This window comes from Pseudomonas sp. S30, assembly GCF_016518545.1.
Classification (GTDB): Bacteria; Pseudomonadota; Gammaproteobacteria; order Pseudomonadales; family Pseudomonadaceae; genus Aquipseudomonas.
Map to the genome: position 1 here is coordinate 1 of NZ_JACVTO010000039.1, position 17807 is coordinate 17807.

3 protein-coding genes are annotated in these 17807 nt (G+C 58.2%); all 3 read right to left on the reverse strand.

The window, feature by feature from the left end; all coding sequences use genetic code 11:
- The coding region (locus IAE34_RS23995; protein WP_200141447.1) for a non-ribosomal peptide synthetase at positions 1 to 3849 on the reverse strand (3849 nt) is incomplete at its 3' end.
- Positions 3850 to 4000: 151 nt separating this feature from the next.
- Complete coding sequence (locus IAE34_RS24000; protein WP_200141448.1) at positions 4001 to 14521, reverse strand: non-ribosomal peptide synthetase; 10521 nt, start codon at positions 14519 to 14521, stop codon at positions 4001 to 4003.
- A complete protein-coding gene (locus IAE34_RS24005) occupies positions 14518 to 17781 on the reverse strand; it encodes an SDR family NAD(P)-dependent oxidoreductase (protein WP_200604823.1) in 3264 nt (1087 codons plus the stop codon). The genes IAE34_RS24000 and IAE34_RS24005 overlap by 4 nt, the downstream gene beginning before the upstream one ends.
- Positions 17782 to 17807 lie beyond the last annotated feature (26 nt).

Genomic DNA, 17807 nt, shown 5'->3' on the forward strand with positions numbered 1-17807 from the left:
GTTGATCAGCACGCCCATCGACCAGCCGTCGGAAACGATATGGTGCATCGTAATCAGCAGCAAGTGCTCGTCCACATCCAACCGTACCAGGCGGGCACGAATGAGTGGCCCCTGTTCAAGATCAAAGGATGCCAACACCTCACCGGCCAGCAACGCTTGCGTCTCCCTCTCCCGCTCGTTAGCGGGCAAGGCACTGAGATCCAGATACTTGAGCAACCCCTTGGCCGCCGGCGTGATCACCTGGACAGGACTATCATCGACGCATGGAAACACGCAGCGCAGGGTTTCATGCCGCTCGACAAGCGTATCGAATACTGCCGAAAACACCTCCAGACGCAATGGGCCCTTCATCAATACCGCCGCCGGTATAGAATAGGTGCTGCCCAGCCCCTCGAATTGATTCAGAACCCACATTCTTTGCTGGCTGAAAGAAAGCGGTAGTGGATGCTCCCGCTCGATGACCGCTATCGACAGCCCACAAGGATGGGTGGTCTTATGAAGACGAGTGGCCAAACGCTCGATCGTCGCGTACTCGAATACGTCCTTGAGCCTGACCTCATGATTGAGTTTCTGGCGGATCCTGCCGTTCATCTGCATGGCCAGCAACGAATGACCGCCCAACTCGAAGAAATCATCGTGACGGCCGACTTTCTCAACCCCTAGAATGTCTTGCCAAACTTCAGCCAGGGCAATTTCCAGACCGCCCTCCGGAGGGACATAAGCAGTGACCTGCAGGTCCGAAAATGCCGGAACGGGAAGCGACAGACGATCGAGCTTTCCACTGGGCGTCAGTGGCATCCTGTCCAGCAGAACGTAGGCAGAGGGCCGCATGTAGTCCGGTAGAATCGATTTGATTGCCGTGCGCAGCGACTCGATCTCAATGGTCTGCCCATCATCGGCGGTGATGTAGGCGACCAGTCGCTTGTCACCCTGATGATCTTGACGGGCAATCACCACCGAAGCTTTCACATGGGGGAAACGGTTCAATTGCGCCTCGATTTCGCCCAACTCGATGCGAAACCCGCGGATTTTTACCTGATGGTCGTCGCGGCCCTGGTAGACAATGGCACCATCGGCTTGTCGATACCCTAGGTCACCCGTTCTGTATAAACGTGAACCTACCCGTCCAGAAAAGGGATCGGCGATGAAACGGTCTTCATTGAGGACCGGCCGGTTCAGGTAACCACGCCCAACACCGTCCCCCCCCACGAGGATCTCGCCGCTGACGCCAATGGGCAGCGATTGCCCATGCGAGTCGAAGATATAGAGTTGGGTATTCGCAATCGGCTGACCAATGGGCAGCAATGCGTTGCAGTAACGGCGCCAGTCCGGATCCAGGCGATAGAACGCGACGACATCGGAGCACTCCGTTGGCCCGTAGGAATTGATCAGCTCCAGCTCGGGATAACGTTCGCGCAAGCACAGCAGGCGCGACATGTTGATCGGTTCACCACCCAGGAACACCCGGCGCAAACTTGGCAACCGGCCAACTGCCGAATCGGCCTCCACAAGGGCGTAGAACGCACTGGGGGTCAGGTTCAACGTCGTGACCTGCAGGGACTCGACCTCAGCCAGGATTACGTCCGGGTCGAAAGGCTCTTCACTCAAACAGAGCCGCCCACCACAGAGAAGGCTCGCGAATAGATTCTTCTGGGTCAAGTCGAAGCTGAAGGAAGTCACGACCAGGAATCGATCGTCCTGATCCAGGGCGAAGTCGCGGGCGTACCAGCTCAGCAGGTTCACGACGCCTTGATGGTGAACACCGGCCCCTTTCGGCTTTCCGGTTGAACCAGAGGTGTAGATAACATAAGCCAGGTGATCTGGCATGGTGAGCGACGGCAGGTCAGCCAGGTCGTCGGCGGCGTACGACTCAACGCTGGCCCATTGCGTATCAAGGACCAGTATAGGAGGCAGGTTGGCAGGCAAGGCAGCCCGATGTCGCTCCTGGGTCAGGATGACCTTGGGAGCCGCGTCTTCGAGCATGTATGCGATGCGCTCGAGCGGATAGCTCGGATCCACTGGACAATAAGCGCCCCCCGCTTTCAAGGTTCCAAGAATCGCAACCATCATCTCGATGCTGCGGTCCACGAAAACCGCCACTAGGCTGTCGGGGCCGACCCCCTGGGCCCGCAGGTAGCGAGCCAGGCGGTTGGCACGGGCATTCAGCTCGGCATAGGTGCACGTCTGCCCTGTGCAAACCACCGCGACCTGATCAGGCGTGCGCGCCACCTGCCGCTCGAACAGCTGGTGAACCAACTGGTCATCCGGATAACCACGTTCGGTCTTGTTCCAGAGGGCCAACTGGCCAAGCGATGCATCGTGATCCTGCAGGCGCAACGACGAACAATGACTTTGCGGGCGCAGGCTCGCGTCCAGCAACAGGTTGTTGAAGTGCTCTGCAAAACGCGCAATGGTGCTCGAATCAAACAGGTCCGTGTTGTACTCGAAGTGGCAGACCACCGAGCCCGGCGCTTCGTCAACAGACAGTGTCAGATCGAATTTTGCCAATTGCGCGTCAAAATTCAGCGCCTCGAAAAGCCCGGACTGCGCAGTGGCAGGACGGCTGCTCACCTGGTGGGTAAACATCACTTGATACAGCGGAGAGTAACTCTTGGAGCGCACCGGTTGCACCGCATCGACCACAGCATCAAATGGTAGGTCCTGATGTGCGAATGCTCCCAGGCAGACCTCACGCACGCTTTTCAGGTATTCATTGAAGCTGGTGTCGGCATGCTGTTCGATGCGTAGGGCGACGGTATTGACCATCAGCCCCACCAGCAACTCATATTCCTTTCGTGACCGACCTGATACCGGGGTACCAATGACCACGTCATTCTGCGCAGCGTACTTGGATAGAAACAACGCGAACAGGGCCAGCAGCGACATGTATCTCGAGCACCCCTGCTGTGCCCCCAGGGTAGCCAGACGATCGACACTTTCGGGTTCCAGGACAAATCGATGACGTGCCCCCCGATAGGTCTGCACTGGCGGTCGTGCGCGATCCCAGGGAAGGTCCAGGGTGGCCGGAGAGTTCGCGAGAGTTGCAGTCCAGTAATCCCGGCAGGCCTGCAGATGCTCCTGATCCCCTCCCTTCGCATCTTCATGCGCATAGTCGATGAAGCTGAAGGGAAGTGAAGGCAAGGGAGAACCTTTGCCACCACAACAGCGACGCCGGTAAGCCTCCACCAGGTCACTGGCGATGATGCTGCCCGACCATCGATCTGTGATGATGTGGTGGAACACGAAACACAGCAGATAAGTGCTGTCTTTGAGTCGAAATAACTTCACTCGAAACAACGGTGCAGCACTCAACTCGAATGGCCGTGCAGCCAGATCTCGCACCAGCCCCTTGAGGGATGGGCGTTTGCGCCCCACGGCAAAACGCAGATCGATCACCTCAACCACCTGTTGCCCGGCCGCTTCAACTACAGCGTTGACCTCAGTGGCATCCTGCTCGAATCGGGTACGCAAGGCCGCGTGTCGGGTGACCACATCATCGAGTGCCTGCTCGAATTGCGGAATATCCAGTGGTTCTCGGCACAGGAATAACGACGTTTCGTTATAGGGCGTACTGTCGCTGCCCATCATTTCATGCATCAGCCACAGACGCCGCTGGGCAAACGTCACAGGAGAGATCGTTGAAATCCCGCTCCGACCTCTTTCCTCCCAAAACTCCAGGCCGACCCAACGCCCGGCCGGGATGAAGTTGATAATGCTCTTCTTGTGCTGTCGTATTTTAGGAAGCCATTGATTGAGAACATCTTCTTGTCCACAACGAATATTGAGCTGTTCCGATTGCGAGCGAAGCTCAACACCGAGGTGAAAGAGGCTTTCAAGCAAGTTTTCCATTCGTCGATCCTTCCTGATCAGCCCGATAGGCACGAGATAATTGTGGAAATATCCAGGCAGCAGGCGCCCACGGATATACCAGCCATTAGATGATGAGGGCATGACCACGCACCGCGCTGGGCGGGTACGTGGCATGCGCTGTCGTACTGTCCTAGATGCTCAGGTGTATGTACCCGCTGGTGTCAGAACTGGAAACCAGGTGATCAACCTGCGGCGTGGCGCCCGCCAGAATGGTGTGCAGCAATAGATGTCGAGAGGACAACTGCAGTGCCTCCCGGGCATCGTCAAAGACACACCCGCCAATGGGCCTCAAACTGACTCCGTGGCTCTCGCAATCCATCATCAACAGCTGCAGCATGGCTCCCGCCTCGATCAGGCTCATGTCCCTGCTGGCGTCGCCATACAGGGGGCTGATCGCCGACAGGTCGGCCACCAGGAACACGGTGAACGACGCAGCGGCTGCCATCGGCTGGTTCGCAGGATAATGATTTTGCGCAGAGATAGGCGTGTCCTGGCTCAGCCGGACCAGTTGCTTGTTGACCGGATGAAAGTAATAGGCCCCCTCTTCAAAACCTGCGACCCGACCGCGCTCTATCTGCACATAGACCTGCACGGGGTAGAGTCCTCCGGCGGAGGGGTAAAGCGCACGTAAGGTCCCACCCTGCTCGACGAAAGAAAGCATGTTGAGCAATGAGGTGAACGCATCGAAGCCCACTGGCCGTTCGCCAAATTCATTGGCTGTCTTTCTCTGCATCAAACGCTGGATATGCGCAGACTCGGAAAAACCGCTGCCGTATTGAAACGAGGTTCTTTCACCGGCGATTCCCACTTCCCGCAAGTATTTGCATGAACGCTTAAACGCATCGCGCTGCTCGGGAAGCACCAGCAACTCGTCACCGCTTTCCACCGCCACCGTCTGATCGACGTCCCCCTGGTGCTTCTCGATGCTCGAAACCAGCGTCATGATCCGAGGGTCACGATAGAGTTCGGCAATATCCGGACGAATTTTGTAGCGTTCCTCGATCAGGTTGAAGACCCGAATGAACTCAAGGGAGGTCATGCCCTTCTCTAACAGGTTCTCATCAGGTTCGACGCTGTCGAGGGCGAGAACACCCGCCACCATCCGGGCAATATCTCTGGCCGTCGAATTCTCACGGGCAGTGAAGTGGTCATCTGACACCTGGGAGGTACTGGTCAGCACGCTGTCATACCGGCGGGCCAGCATCTGTCGATCGACCTTGCCGTTACCTGTCAGCGGGACACGGTCGATAAGGATGATCTCCTTGGGCACCATGTAGCTGGGCAGGCTGGCCAACAGATGCTTGCGTATCCGTGCCTTGAGTTCACTAGCGCCAGCTTCGTCCAGGCCACCCGCTTCTGTCGAGGCAACCACGTACGAGACCAGTGCATCCACTTTGCCAGCTCTCTTCTCCAGGCATGTGATGCACTGGCTTGCTAGCAACGGAGCGACGGCCGAGTCGATTTCCCCCAGTTCGATTCGATTACCGTGCAGCTTGACCTGGGTATCTTTCCTCCCGATGAACTCAATCAGTCCTTCGGGACGGAAACGTGCCAAGTCACCGGTCTTGTAGATCCGCTCTGCAGTATGAGGATGCTGGATGAAGCTCTTCGCTGTTTTTTCCGCATCTCCCCAGTATGCCTTGGCCAAGCCACGCCCACCGATGTAGAGCTCACCCGTTACCCAGTCGGGGCAGTCATTGCCCTTGTCATCAAGGATGTAGCAACTTTGGTTTTCCAGCGGGCCACCATACGGAACGCTCAGCCAGCCCTGCGGTACGGTTTCCACCGGGTAGAAAACCGACCAGATGGACACTTCCGTGGCCCCTCCCAGACTGATCAGTTCGGCGCGCGGCAATGCATTGCGTACCCGCGTGACGAGCGGCAAAGGAATCCAGTCGCCACTGAGCATGACAAGGCGCATCGTCGCGGACACATCAAGCTTGCGGTCATGGGCGTAGTCGACCAGTAGCCCCATCAACGCTGGTACCGAGTTCCAGATGGTGACACCGTGCTCGACAATGAGCCTGCACCACTCGCTTGGATTGTGCGTGGCCTTTTTCCCGGGAATAACCAACGCTGCACCGGCTGCCAGCGTACCGAAGATATCAAAAACGGAGAGGTCAAAGCTCAACGACGAGAGACCAAAGACACGGTCCTGTGCGTTCACGGCAAAGCGATTGTTCAGATCGAGCAGCGTATTGCAGGCCCCCTGGTGATCGATTGCCACCCCTTTGGGTGTACCAGTGGAACCGGACGTGAAGATGACATAAGCCAGGTCATCCTGTCTGGGCTCCGGCAAGGGAACCGCCACCACCGATGCTTCAAGCAGTGTATGGAGCGACAGGAACTGCACATCCACTTCCATCCGCTCCACCGGCGGTGCCGCGACAATCGCCAGACGTACACCTGACTGCACGACCAGAGCAGATTGACGCTGTGGCGGCAGGTCCGGGTCGACAGGTACGTAGGCGGCCCCAGCCAGCAGGATGCCGAGGCAGGCCACCGATTGCTCCCAGCCCTTTTCCAGGCCCACGGCAACCAGCTCATTTCGCCCATCGGTCATGCCACGTATTTGCTGCGCGACCTTTATGGCAGCCTGATAAAGTTCCTCATAGGTGAACGTCCGGTCAGGCGCAAGGAGCGCCACGGCCTGCGGCTGCCGAAGCACCGAGTCGAGGAACAGCCCTGAAAGCGTAGTTTCCTGGCGGGGGACGCCCGTCGTATTGAACTGCTCACGTACCGCCCGTTGGCTGGCAGGCAAGACATTGCCAAAAGGCGCTTTCCAGACCGAATCATCACTTGCCAAGTTTTCCAGCAACTGCCGGTACATCTCGAACATCGCATCGAGCATGCCTTCGGGGAAAAGCTCCTCGACAGCATCCCAGCACAGGTACAGGCGCCCCTGCGCCTCACGTACCGTATGGTCGAGCCATACCTGAGGGGTCTGGCTGATCTGGTAGTCGATATCGGCACCAATCCGGTGCAGCAGCCCTTCGGCATCCAGATCGTCGACCTGAGCCGAGCCAAAGCCAATGGCACTGGTAAAGACCACCGGCATCAAGCCCGGATTACCGTCGGAACTGCGCTGGGCCAACGCCCGGATAACATCCAGGCCACTGAAGGCGACATGCTCCAGGTCCGCCCAGAGTTGCCTCTGCATGGCCATCGCCCGGGCATCAAGGGCATCAGCCAAGCCCCCCACTTCAAGCAGGGTCGTCGATGTGAAGTCACCAACCAGTTGATTGATCTGGGGGTGCAGGGGGGGACGATTAAACAACGTCAGATTGAGGACGAAGGCCTCATCGTCGCTCCAGCGCGACAACACTTGGGTAAACGCGGTGAGCAATACCACTGTCGGGGTGACATTGAGCTGTTGCCCACGCGCCTGCAAAGCTTGCCATTGGGCGGCACTGAGGTAACAGTCACGGCGCTCGAAACGCGGCTTGCTGATTTCTTCAGGCCGTTTCACCAGCGGCAGGTTGGGGGCCGCCGGCAACGTGCCGAGCCTGTCCAGCCAGTAACGCCTGGCTCTGCTGAAACCGGAGGTTTCCCTGGCTTTCTCCGTCCATGAAACATAGTCCCTGAAAGACAACGACAACGGCTCGGGCTCGAACTGCAAGTCTTCGTAGCTGGCCACAACATCGGCAAGAAGGATCTGGTAACTCCAGGCATCCATGATCAGCGCGTCGATACTGGCGAACAGCCTGAACTCCTGGGCATTTCGCAACACCTTGAGTTCGAACAAGGGCCACACGTGTGGTTCGAACACCTGGTGCGACATGCTGGCACGTAGTGCCTCGCACTCGCCTGCCGAGTCCTGGAGAGGTACGTCACTCAGGTCCTGGTAGATAATCTGGTAGGTGCCAGGGTCCCGAAGGATCTGCTGAGTGCCGTCTGCCAGGAAGACACTGCGCAGTGCCGGATGACGTTGAATCGCCCGGTTCCAGGCAATGGCCAGCCTGGCCACATCCAGTTCGGCAAAGGTGATTTCGGAGTACACATGGGTGGCGATGTTGCCCATCACCATCGACGCCCGACGCCCGACCCAATAGGCCTGCTGCACAGGCGTCAGGCTGAATGGCTGCTCAAGCAGGTCAGGCTCGCTGATCAGTTGCGGAACGTCGTCGCTGATCACCTGTCCCTGAGTGTCAATTGCGTGAGCCAGTGTCCCCAGTGTCGGATTATCGAACAACGCCAGCAGTGGCAGCTCGATCTCGAACGCCTCCCGTATCCTCGAGATCATCTGTGCAGCCAGAAGCGAGTGGCCACCCGACTCGAAGAAGTTGTCCTCGAGCTTGCCCACATCGCGCTTGAGCACTTCGGTCCAGATCGTGGTCAGGCGCTTTTCGGTATCGGTACCGGGTACGGAACATACCTGTTCGGCCAGTTCAGGTTGCGGCTCCACAGCGACCAACGCCAGGCGGTTGACCTTCCCGTTGGGCGTAAGAGGCAAGCTATCGAGGAATACATACAGCCCCGGTAGCATATAGGCAGGCAGCCGCTGTCCCAGGTACTGACGCAGGAAGGCGGTTTTCACCTGAGCCTGTTCTTCAACGACCACGTAAGCCACCAGCCGTGCGTCACCCTCCTCCTCGGTGTGCACCTGCACCACCGCTTCGCTGACACCTGGAGCGCCGTTGAGCACCGACTCGATCTCGCCCAGCTCGATACGGAAACCCCGCACCTTCACCTGATGATCGGAACGCCCGACGAAGTTGAGACACCCCTCCTCCGAGAGGAAACCCAGATCACCGGTCTTATACAACCGCTGCCCTGCGCAGGTACTGAATGGATCGGGAACGAAGCGTTCAGCCGTGAGATCCGGCCGGTGCAGATAACCCCGCGCCAACCCTGCACCACCAATGTAGATTTCACCTATTGTCCCTGTGGGCACAAGATTCATCTGGGCATCGGTGACGTAAATGACCGTGTTGGCCAGCGGGTAGCCGATGGGTACCGTCTGGGGTTCGTCGCCAGACACGAGTGGATACATCGAGGACCAGATGGTCGTTTCGGTCGGGCCATACACGTTGTAGACACGGACACAGGAACGAGCCAGCTCCTGCGCCAGGGTAGCGTGCAGCGCCTCGCCACCACACAGGATAGAGAACGACGAGGTCTGACGTTGCCAAGCCTTCTGCTCCAGCAACATTCGCCAGGTGGCAGGTGTCCCTTGCACCAAGGTCAGATCGCCACGGTTTAACAGCTTGGCCAACGCCTGGAAGTCAGCCACCGTCGTTGAGGACGGCTGGACCAGCCGGGCACCGCACACCAGCGGCAGCAGCATCTCCAGGTACGCGATATCGAAAGAGAACGAAGTCAGCCCCAGTACCACGCCCTGATGATCAAGAGCGGTTTTCTCCTGCATGGAAAGCAGCAGGTTGGTCAGTCCCTCCTGCGTCACCATCACGCCCTTGGGGTTGCCCGTAGACCCGGAGGTGTATATCACGTAGGCCAGGTCAACCGGTTGCGTCACCGTTACCGAGCGCTGTTGTAGGGTATCGGGCCATGGTTCATCCAGGCAGACCTGACGCGCCGGGGTTTGCGGCAGCTCGGCCAGCAGGTGCTTCTGGGTCAGGACCATCTGCGCACCGGCATGGGTCAGCGCGTAGCGGGTGCGGGCGGCGGGATAGCCGGGATCAAGCGGGAGCAGCACTGCCCCGGCCTTCATGATCCCCAGTATGCCGGCAATGAGCAGGAACGATCGCTCGACACTGAGTCCTACGATAGCCCCCTTCTGGACGCCTTCCCCGAGAAGAAAATCGGCGATTTCCTCTGCCTTGGCATTCAGGATCTCATAGGAGATCTGCTGGCCATCATCCAGTTCGAGGGCAACCGCCCCCGGCGTTCGCATGACATGCTGCTCGAACAGTGCCACGGCGCTCATTGCCCGCTCAGGATAGGCAACTGCGGTAGTCTGGCGGCACTCAAGTTGTCGGTCCTGCTCTTGTCGATCCAGAAACTGAATATTGCCGATGCGGATTTCCGGAGCCGCCACGACGATTCTCAGGATCTGCTCGAAGTGTGCCGCCATCCGGGCGACATGAGTGGCATCGAACAAATCGGTGTTGTACTCGAAGCCCATCTCCAGGCCGAGTGGCGACTCATACGCTGTCACATTGAGATCCAGCTTGGCGATACCGATATCCAGATCGATCCTGGCAAAGGACAATCCGGCGATATCGGGCATCTGTTGCGAGACATTTTGCAGCGCGAACATGACCTGAAACAGCGGTGAACGCGCTTGCGCCCGTGAAGGCTGTAAGGCATCGACCAGTTTTTCAAAAGGCACATCCTGATGCATGTACCCTTCCAGGGTCTTTTGCCGGGTCGCAGACAGCAGTTCGGTAAAGCACTGTCGTGGATCTGGCTGGGTCCTCAGAACCAGGCTGTTGACGAACAGGCCCAGCATGCTCGAAAGATCATCGCCGCCACGGTTGGCGATCGGGTAACCGATGCACAGGTCATCCTGTCCGCTGTAGCGAGCCAGCAGCACGCCGAAAGCACTCACCAGGGTCATGAACAGCGTTGCACCCTGCTCCTGGCTTAGACGATTGAGGGCATCAACCAACTGCGTGTCCAGCTCATGGGCATGCACGGCGCCGCGATAGCTCTGTTTCGCCGGACGCGCAAAGGAAGTCGGTAGATTAAGAGCTGTAGGTGCATGGGCCAGAGACTCACGCCAGTACTGCAACTGATGATCCAGCTCACTACCCTGCAACCAGTCGCGCTGCCACGCTGCGTAATCGGCATACTGCAGCGTGATCTCGGCAAGCCCTACCGGCGTATCGTTGCAATGCGCCCGATAGAGCACACCCAGTTCCTGGACCATGACCCCCAGCGACCAACCATCGGTAATGATGTGATGGAGGGTGACGTTGAAAATGAACGTCTGCTCCGACAACTGATACAGATGCGCCCTGATCAGGCGTTCATCGGCCAGTGTAAAAGGCACTGCGGCCTGCTCGCGACACAATGCCAAGGCTGAACGCTCTCTCTCCGGCTCGGGCAGATGCTCGAGCCGGGTGACCGACAGACGCATCAGTGTTGGCGCAATGATCTCCTGCAGCGGCTTGCCTGCCTGCTCGACAAAACGCGTGTGCAGGATTTCATGACGTGCTACCAGTGCATTCAGCGCCCGCTCCATGACTAGCGTATCCAGGGGACCGATGATTCTTAGCGTCACTGGGACGTTGTAGGCCCCACTCTCGGGTTCAAGTTGGCTCAGGAACCAAAGTCTTTCCTGCGCAAACGACAGTGGCAACAACGCACCACGAGACACGCCTTTCATGGGCGGCAGTTGCCGGGCCGGCGACTCTACCCTGGCTATCGTGTCGGCCAACCCGGCAACCGTTGGCGCATTGAAGAAGTCGAGCAGCGAGATTTCTAGCCCCATGGTTTCGCGGATCTTAGACAGAAGCTGAATGGCCAGAAGGGAATGACCACCCAGGTCGAAGAAATTGTCTCGTGAGCCTATCCGGTCAAGCTTGAGCAACCCGCCCAGAAACGCGGCCAACTCGACTTCGACGTCTCCATGAGGTTCGACATAACTGTCGCGTCGGTTGACCCGTATATCCAGGGGAATGGGTAACTGCTTGCGATCTGTCTTGCCGTTGGCGGTAATAGGCATCGCCTCGAGGAACACGAAAACGCCCGGCACCATGTACTCCGGCAGTTTTCTCGAAGCCGCTTCGCGCAAGCGATCCGCATTCAGCTCGCGTCCAACTACAGGGACAGCAAATGCCAGCAGTTTCTTATCGCCATCGGCGTCTTCATGCAGAAGGACCGCTGCGTCGCTGACATCCTCCAGGCCGCCGAGCACCGCTTCGATCTCACCCAGCTCGATACGAAAACCACGAATCTTCACTTGGTGGTCGACTCGACCGACATATTGAATGTTACCGTCAGGCAGGTAGTGTCCCAGATCCCCGGTGCGATAGAGCCGTCCTCCTTCCTCCAAGTCGAAAGGATCGGGCACGAAACGCTCCGCAGTGAGGTCGGGGCGCTTCAGATAGCCTCTGGCCAGACCGCTGCCGGCGATATGAATCTCTCCTTTGGCCCCCATCGGCAGGAGATTCATCTCGCTGTCGAGAATATAGATTCTGGTATTGGCGATCGGCCTGCCAATGGGGACACCGAAGTGGCCCTCGGTAGGCATGCACTGCCAGTAGGTCACATCGACGGCAGCTTCCGTCGGGCCATAGAGGTTATGCAGGGTGCAGTGCGGCCAGAGCTTCAGGGCCCTGCACATGGTTGCAGGCTTCAGCGCCTCGCCGCTGCAGAAAACGTAGCGCAGCTTCTCTCCCGTCCAGTCCAGGCCACTATCCAGTATCCCTTGCAGCATGGCGGGCACAAAATGGAGCACGGTAATGCCGGCTTTTCTGACAAGGTCGCGCAGATAGACCGGGTCACGATAGGCGACCGGGTCGGTCATCACCACGGCCGCGCCCGTCATCAACGGCCAGAAAAGCTCCCACACTGAAACGTCGAAGCAGAATGAGGTCTTCTGCAGGACACGATCGTCGCCTCCTATCGGGTAGGCTGCCTGCATCCACTGCAGGCGGTTTAGAATCGCGCCATGGGTATTCATGACCCCCTTAGGCTCTCCCGTGGAGCCCGAGGTGTATATGCAGTAGGCCAACTGCTCGCGGCCTATTGCCCGATCAGGATTCGAGCCAGGTTGAGCGGCCCAGTCACCCGGATGATCGAGCAGTACCACGATGCCCTCGTAGCCGCCGAATCGAGCTGCCTGCCTACTGTCGCAAACCAGCAATCCGGGGGCTGCGTGACCAAGCATGTAGTCGAGCCGTTGCTGGGGATATGAGGTCTCCAGTGGCAGATAAGGAGCACCTGCCTTGAGAATTGCGAGCAGCCCTACCATCATGTGTGTCGAGCGCTCGATGCAGATCGCAACCGGCTGGTCCGCGCTGGCACCGAGCTTGATGAGTTGGTGCGCCAGGCGATTGGCCTGTTCGTTCAGCTGTTGGTAAGTCAGCTGGTCCCCCCCTGAAATGACAGCCGGTGCCTGCGGGTGCCTTTCAGCCTGTTGCTCGAAGCAGTGATGAATAAGGTGCTGCCCCGGGTAGGTCACCTGCGTCTGGTTATACTGCTCCAGCTGTACCGCCTGCTCCTCATCGGCCAGCATGGGCAGGAGTCCGATCGGTTGGCGTGGCCGCTCGATGACACTCTCCATCAACCGCATGAAATGCTGCGACAGCAAGGATATGGTTGGCCTGTCGAAGAGGTCGGTGCTGTATGTCAGCCTCAGTTGAGTCTCTTCATTCATCTGCACGATGATAAAGCTGATGTCATTCGCCGCCCCCCTGACCCGAGAGACATCCAGGACCTGGCTGTACAGTGCGTTGTCAGTCGGCACGCCACCCTCTGCCAGCCCCTCGAAGTCACCCTGGTGCCAGATATATGACACCTGGAACAAAGGCGAGGCCCCTGCCAAACGTGGCGGGTTCACAGCCTGGACCAGAGAAGAGAATGGGTAAATACGATTTTCCAGGGCCCCCAGCACTGTATCCCTGACTTTGCTCAGCAACACTTCAAAGTGCTCGTTGGGCTGGAGATCGGACGTGAATATCACCGGATTGACGAAATCACCGATGGCATCCTGCGCAGCCATCATGTCCCTGTTGGAAACCGGTGAGCCAATCAGCAGGTCCTTCTGCCCTGTGTAGCGATAGAGCAGAATTTCGATCAATGCCAGGGTCGCAATATAGGGTGTTACACCGCACTTCTTTGATAATGCCGAAAAACGCTGCCAGATCGCCGGATCGATCGGAATGGAATGGCACTCACCAGCCCCCGATGAGACAGCCGGACGTGGACGGTCACTCGGCATCTCGAGTGTCGGCAGGGATTCGGGAATTCGCTGTGTCCAGTACTCGGCGAGCGCCTCGCCCCTGATGTGCAACTGCTCAGCTTCCCAACGGACAAAATCCACGTACTGGGCATGCCTGCCTTCAGGCGTCTGCTGTACGCCCTGCCCCAGCTCGAAATAGATCCGTGAGAGGTCCCGGGTCAGTATTCCCAATGAAACAAAGTCGGCAGCAATGTGGTGCACCGTCAGGGTCAGGAAAACGTCCCGCTCACCAGTCACAGGCAAGGCATGCTCCAGGATCGAGGCACGGATCGGAGAGCAGTGCTTGAGATCAAACGCCCGATCGGACTCGCTCTCCAACAACTCATTGACCTGGCCGGCGTCCAGGCCGCTGGCCGAATGCCTGGCAACCTGGGGAGCCAGTCTTTCATCGAATGCCTGGAAAGGTACCCCTGCCAGTTCGACAAAGCGCGACAACAGGATTCGATGGCGTGCCAGCAACATGGAAAACGCCCTGCACAACCTGACCAGGTCGACACCCGGCTGCAGCCTTGCCGAAAATGCGATATTGTAGGCCGCACTGACGGGGTTGAGTTTCCAGACAGTCCACATGTCACGCTGCCGATGCGACAGAGGCAGAACCGTACCCTCTCCTATCTCGCTGTAGATGATGGCCCTGATCGCAGCCTTGTGGACCCTCAAGGCCTCAATGTAGGCATCGGTCAATGCATGCTCACCACTGTCCACGAACAACTTGTCGCCACTCACTTCAAGTTCTGCGTTCGCGTCTGACAGGCCCTGCAGAAGTTCATTAGCATTCATAGTTCAATTCTCACGCGACGAGTCGCGTTCTGGGGTTGGTGGGCATCGCCCGCCTGTTCAATCGGGGCAACCTGAGACGAGATGAGCGTGCAGAGAAAGTCGATGGAAGCGCCCTCCAGCAACTTCAAAATCGGGATATCCACGCCTGTATCGTTTTTTATGCAGGTCTTGATTTCCAAAGCCATCATCGAGTCAAGCCCCAGAGACACCAGCGATTTCTGATGCTGGGATACGTCGATCGCCTCCAGCAACGTAGACGCCATCAGACTCGTCAAATAGCGCCTGATTCCTGCCTCATCGAGCTCAACGGCCATGTCGCCGGCACGTTGTACGTCACGTGTTTCACCAGAAGCCATGAGCGAGCTGGCCAGGAAGTTCATACGTTTGAGCACGAGTGGGAAATCAGCCCGCTGCACATTGGCCTTGATCTTCTTCTCGTTCAGCGAGGCAACGATCCATTGCTCGTCGACAGTGCCAAGCATCTTCTTCATCAGGGCAAATCCGGACTCTGGCTGCAGCAGTTCGATACCGACTTTCTGCATGCGATCGATATTGCGCTGGCTGACCCTTGCCATCATGCCGGTAGCCGACCAACCGCCCCAGTTGATGCTCAGCGCAGGGGCACCCAGCGTATGCCGGTATTGAGCCAGAGCGTCCATGTAGCCGTTCGCGCTGGCATAGGCTGCCTGCCCTGCCGGGCCGAGAATCGACGCGATCGACGAATAGAGAATGAAAAAGTCAAGTTCATGGGAATGGCTCAGCTCATGCAGATTCCAGGCGCCGGCCACCTTTGACTGAGCGACCTGCCAGAAGTGCTCCCAGGTCTCATTGAGTACCAAGGCATCGTCGTTGATACCCGCCGCGTGCACGATCCCCTTGAGCGGAGGAAGCGCTGCCAATGTCGGTACCAATCCCAGCTCCAGACCCTGACTGTCACCGATATCACAGCAGTAGGTAACAATGTTTGTACCCGGCCTGACCATCGAATCCAGACGCGCCAGTTGCTCGGTAGTTGGCGCCTTGCGGCCTATCAAAAGAATATGCTCGGCCCCCTGCTCAATCAGAGCCTGTGCAGTGAACATGCCGAGGTCACCGAAACCACCCGTAACCAAGTAGGTAGCGTCCGGTTTCAGCACACTGTCTTCCATCGAGGCGTTGGCACTCCTGGCGACCAGACCGGGCACATACAACGTTTCTTCCCTGATCGCGTACTCCTCCTTGCCGGTCGAAGTACTCATGCAATGCGCCAGAAGCGCGATATCCGCCTCGGTTGCCGAGATGCCGAGATCGATGGAAAGTGTCGACAAGGAAGTCTGTTCGTTAGCCGCAACGCGTGCCGCACACCAGAGCGAGGCCGGTAGCAGCGAGTCGACAAGCCGAGACCCATCCAGGGTCTGCGAGGCACGCGTCACTATGACGACTTTCCTGATCGCCTCAGCTTGCTCGTACTCGGCACACTCGCGCACGATCCTCAGTAGTGGCTCCAGCAGGTGCTGTGCTGCCTGTTCCATTGAGCTCACGGCGTCAGGTGCATCCACGCCCCAAAGGTAGGCCACGCCAACGCGCTTGCCAGTGGCAGGCACACGGGCTAGCAGTGAGGCAATGAGCGATGGGCGAACCGAGTCCGCAGCAAGCGCATATTCGGCCGCTTCCTCCCGGCGAATGAGCAGACATTCAGCCCCACCCTTGCGCAGCAATGAAACCAGCTGAGAGGCGACACCATTGTCGTCACCAAAGATCAGCCAGTAGTTCGGCTGCTCCTGGAGTTTGTCCTGGGTGGCCCGCTCGATGCGTTTCCAGACTGTGTGATAGAGCAGCTTGGTGGCTTCGGAGCGAGGCGATTCAGGTACGAAACCCTCGACCTTCTTCGCAGAAAAACCTTGGATATCGAAAATCGGCTCGTCGTGGCTGCTTTGCAGTCTGATCGTGCCACACACCTCGTTGCTGCGCTCATTACCCTGGGTCACGCGAGCCTGGCTGATCAGGCTACCGGGAGAGAGTTCAACAGGGTGAACCGTGATGTTTTCAATATGAAAGGGGATGTAGATATCACCGGTTTCCATGATCGCGGTATCGGCCGTCAGGCTGACACCTATCATCTGGAAACATGAGTCGATCAGGCCTGGCGACAGCGGATACTCGCCAGAGGTATTCGTAGCCAGGGGATTGGCCAGCGAACAGATGCATAAGTGGCGATTGAATGTGCCCTGCTGCAGCCAACGATACTCCTTGCCAAGGTCATACCCCCGGTTCTTGAAGTCCTGATAGAAAGCCCGCGGATCGAACTGACGCGACTGCTGGAACAACGCTGCAGTGAGTGGTTCGACCCACTCTGCCTCCAGCCCAGCCGCATCATCGGACACGGCATACCCTTCCAGGTGGGTCATCCAGCCCTGGCAGGAGTCGGCCGCTGCATCCTGCTGGAGCACTCTGCGACTGGACAGGGTGTAACGCACCGTCGCCTCAGTGCTTGGGTGAATCTCCACCTTGATCTCACGTTCCTCATCATCCTCAAAACGCAAGGGTTGAAGGAAAATAACGTCCTTGAGTGAAAACAGCCGGTCGTTATGGAAATCCTTGAAGACAGCAATCAGCATTGCCACATGCATCGCCCCTGGGGCGACAATGTGACCGAACAGACGATGGTGCTCCAGATAAACATCATGACTGGCCACTAGCCTTTTCAGATAGCGGATCTGGCCGACATCCCCGGTATCCTCTCTCACGAAGCATTGGGCAGCGACATTTGCACTGTTCGAGAGGTATGGGTTGGTCGATACCGGGCCCGTCGAAAGCGCAACAGGATGGTCCCAGGCATAGATCGGCAGCTTGACCCGCTGCGCACCGCTGCTGGCATGAAATGCTTTCCAGTCGGGCTGGTAGCCCCGGCTGTAGAGAGCGCCAAGGGTGTCCAGCGTCTGCGTCCAATCATCGCAATGCCGACTCAGCATGGCCATCACGTTCAGGCCGCTCGGCAGTTGTGCCGCAACCTGGTCCATGAGCACCGGAGATGGACCCACTTCCAGACAAACAGTGCAGTTGAGCGATACCAGCGCATCAGGACTACATGCAAATTCCATGGCTTGGTGGGCATGCTCACGCCAGTAGCGCGCACATGGCACGAACGGCTCAGCACTCAGGCTGCTGACAAGAGTGATCCGCGAGGGGTGGTATGCGACTCCTGCAGCGACCTGCTCGAATCTTTCGAGAGCGAATTCGGGAGCGACGGCCAGCCCCCCCCCAGCCGGCAGGGACTGCATCAGACGCCCGCGGGCCAGGACCAGTT

Excerpts from the sequence above, each read along its gene's own strand:
- IAE34_RS24000 (WP_200141448.1), bottom strand. The coding sequence starts at position 14,521 with ATGAATGCTAATGAACTTCTGCAGGGCCTGTCAGACGCGAACGCAGAA.
- IAE34_RS24005 (WP_200604823.1), bottom strand. The coding sequence starts at position 17,781 with ATGCAGTCCCTGCCGGCTGGGGGGGGGCTGGCCGTCGCTCCCGAATTC.